The sequence below is a fragment of the Aphanothece sacrum FPU1 genome (assembly GCF_003864295.1).
Classification (GTDB): Bacteria; Cyanobacteriota; Cyanobacteriia; order Cyanobacteriales; family Microcystaceae; genus Aphanothece_B; species Aphanothece_B sacrum.
The window spans coordinates 1-3,553 of sequence record NZ_BDQK01000019.1; the positions used below are offsets into that span (position 1 = coordinate 1).

The 3,553-nt window shown below is 36.3% G+C and carries 3 protein-coding genes; 1 reads left to right on the plus strand and 2 read right to left on the minus strand.

The window, feature by feature from the left end:
• Positions 1 to 462: 462 nt before the first annotated feature.
• Both AsFPU1_RS23365 and AsFPU1_RS22305 read right to left on the minus strand, forming a co-directional pair.
• Complete coding sequence (locus AsFPU1_RS23365) at positions 463 to 588, minus strand: hypothetical protein (protein WP_265415796.1); 126 nt, start codon at positions 586 to 588, stop codon at positions 463 to 465.
• A gap of 286 nt (positions 589 to 874) precedes the next feature.
• Positions 875 to 1,165: a helix-turn-helix domain-containing protein gene (locus AsFPU1_RS22305; protein WP_227875732.1), complete on the minus strand. Its 291-nt coding sequence runs from the start codon at positions 1,163 to 1,165 to the stop codon at positions 875 to 877.
• Positions 1,166 to 1,614: 449 nt separating this feature from the next.
• On the opposite strand from AsFPU1_RS22305, the gene AsFPU1_RS22310 reads away from it, so the two are divergent.
• Positions 1,615 to 2,307, plus strand: coding sequence for a hypothetical protein (locus AsFPU1_RS22310; RefSeq protein ID WP_125061194.1), 693 nt, complete (start codon positions 1,615 to 1,617; stop codon positions 2,305 to 2,307).
• The last annotated feature ends 1,246 nt before the right edge of the window (positions 2,308 to 3,553 follow it).

Below are 3,553 nucleotides of genomic sequence, written 5' to 3' on the forward strand. Positions count from 1 at the left end.
TTCGTAATGTTTAATCATTTTAAAATCCCTCTATGGTATCGTTTTCTTTTTCGATTTCTTCTCTAGTTTCTTGTTCTTTAATTAAATCTAAAATTTGTCTAGCGATAGAAATTCTTTCTTTATGGGTTAAACCGTAACATTGTAAACTCCAAGATAAAACATTATTTGATTGTCAATGTCTCCATAAAAGCAGTGTGACATATTGTTTGCTATAGCTGATTGGCAATAATTCGTACTTCTTTGTGGGTTAGAACTTTATGCCCATAACATAAGTCATCGTCTTCAAAAAACATTATTATAAGCAATCGTCTCAATCAAACTACGAAAGCCTTTTTTTTAGGCTATATCCATCCTTTTCTATGAGCATTTAATTAACTCCCTCTTGATTAATGTGTGTAGATTGTTCCCTAACCCGACTAGACGGGTTAGGTTATTTGGTACGTGGGCGATCGCGGTTTTAGATCAAGCTTGGGGGAAAGAAGGGCGCGATCGCGCACCAAACCCCGACCATTCCCCATAGGGCCAATGCTCCATTTTTCGACTGGTTGCAAATTTTTCGGTCGGGTCGGTAATGGCGGTGATGGTCATTTATGATGGCTTTGAAAAGGCGAAAAATTCTTCTATATAGATAGAAATTGTTTGACGCTCTATTCAACTGGGATTTTTCTGGGTTTGGCATAAAGCTCTAAGGGGGCGGTGATGGATCGAAGCGGATTGATGCCAATTGGCACAAAAAAATATAGTCATTAATTTTCTGCCAATTGGCACTGTTAATTAGTTTCTAAAAACTCCTTACCTTTTCAGGACAAATGTTTTTAGGGAACAAATCCGCGATCGCGATCGCTTAAAACAATTTAGGGAACACATGGAACAGTTAGACTTTACTAATAGTTAACTCTTTTGACGGTTCTGAGATGGGTAAGTCATCGGGAAGGTTCGATACATCGATATCTAATGACTTAGCTAGAGTTTTAAGGGATATTTTGAGATGACAGCATAAAAGCACAGCACTATCGAGCTTAGGCATTCTTTTTTGACTAACCCAAGAATTGATCGTCACTTCTGGGATACCTGTTAACTTGCTAAATTCGCGCTGTGTCATGTTCGCGTCGGCGATCAATCCCTTCAATGTAATTTCCTTTGACTCAATCGTATGTAGATTCATTTTAACATAATTTCCATACGATAGTATTGACAAAATGGACTAGCCCATACTATCGTATGGATAAGAGACAACACAAACCCCTTCCCTTAAGGACTTCCTGCGAGGTTAAGTCATAGTTAGGGAACAGGTTATAGTTTAGTGTTGTAACGAATTGCTAATTAATTGGGAGGTGTTTAATTAAAAATTAGGCTATTGAGTGACACAAGCAAACTTTTTACCATTACAGTTTCCTATTGTCTTTAAGTCTAAGGGGAATTATTAATAGGCTTGAATTTCCCCTTATTTCTTCCCTCAAATTGTTCCCTAATTAGGGATTGTTCCCTAACTTACTCAACTTTAGGTCTTTATTATGGACGCTAATCCTCAAACTCTCTTAAAAGGTCTTTGCTCTCGTATTTTTCACAATGGACATGAAATAAGTTGTCAGGACTTTTTGCCCCCGTGTCTACATGGATCAAGAGGTTTATGAGATTTTACCCAACTACTTACAACACATTCTAAATGTCATTACGGAGCAAGTAGATAACGGTAAATGGCTAGAATTAGATGAGGCCATAGAATTATTTCATCGCTCATCCTTTTCTTGGCTATATATGGGAGCAATCGCACAAGTTGTTAAAGAGTTGAAAATTTATCAAGGTAAATTTAAGACCTTTAAAGATTTTTGTGAAAAAGCCCTAGACCGTAGCAGAAGTTATATAGAACGGCTTATTAAAGCTTCTAAAATCGTAATAGAATTAGCACAGATGGGCTTTAGTAAATTACCAGTTAATGAGGCACAAGCACGGCCATTAACTAAGTATCAGGGGGATGAATTAGCGGATAGATGGAATGAGGTTATTCACACAATACCCTCTCATTTAATCACGGCTGAAATTGTTGAGGAGAGAATGGATGAAAAGAAAGAATATGCCTATCGAAGTATTAAGATACCTAGAAAAGTATGGGACGAATTTGAAGCTAAAGTCTTAGATAAAGGAGGTAATCCAAAAAAGGAACTAGAGAAGCTTTTGGGAGAATGGGAACCCGAAGAAGAAACACAAGATGAGGAGGTATTAGAGGATGAAATAATAGAACCTGTTACGGTTGAACAGGTTAACCGATGGCTAGACGACCTTGAGAATCTCTGCCGCAAGCTATGACTTGCAACAATTACAACGCTTGTACAATACGGAGTAAATTATGCCTAAAATGGGTTTTTCGGGTTACTTTACCGCTTATACTAAGCTAAAGTCAGATTTTAAACCTTTACAAAAAAATTTTCCCTGATGGAATTCCCGTACTTTTCATCCAAAAAATAGAGGGTAAATTATCCGATGAGATAACCTACTTTTGGGAGATACCAGAGGAAGTATTAACCGAAGAAGAAAAAGTAAAAACTTATGAATTTTTTGCGATTTTAAATGGTTTGTCAATTGAAAAATTGACATCCAACACAGCTAACAATTCCTAACACATCTTTAAGAATGGTTCTTTCTCGATCCTTAGAGAAAATTGGATATCGAATTGGAATACTTTAAACAATTAGTCTTTAAACAAGCAACGCTTAACAAAGACAATTTATAAGGTCTCTTTCCAATTACACTCAATTACACTTAGTTAATGTGTCTTGTTGTCTAGCAATTGCCTTCAAAGGCTTTTGAAGAATATTCATCTGTGTTTAATAAAAGATGCTAGTGACTCATTTACAGAATTTTTGACCGAAAATTGTGAGGAGTTTAAAAACTTTCTATGAGGAGATTAAAAAGGGTACTTTTAACCAAGAATTTAACGAGAACATAAGGAATAATAAATCCCTCACTGAATTAATTTTGCAAGTTACCAGTGAGGGATACTCAAACGTCCTTTCGTTTAATTGTTTAAACCTATTTTGATGATAAACACAAAATGACTGATATTAATCTATCCATACCTCAATTTGTTCTAATTCCTTACACAGTTAAGAGAAGGAATGCTTCACTATGATTAACACCTTTGAGATAGCAGAAGTTAACGATGATGGGGAATTTATACGACTTAAATTAAGAAATGGTTCCCTCGCATCTTTTCTGACAAAGAACGTCAAATTGTTATTGAACAATTGATGAAGTTTCACATCAAACAATAAGTAATTACTAACTAAGTGATTGTTACAATTTGAAACAATTCACTAGGGACAAACTTACTGATAAAGTTGAGTGCGATCGCTCTCCCATCTGATGAGACTGGTTAGCTACCAGTTGAAATGTTCCCTAACTTTTGGGACATATGGGAAGCTTCCAAACCTTCCCGTCTTTCTGTTTAGGACTGTTTTAGGCTGTAAGGAGGAAACAGGCTTCGGCTTTTACATCTTCGTCGGCTCGGACAGTTTTAACGGAATGCTCAAATCAGTTAGCTTGAGTCATGCTT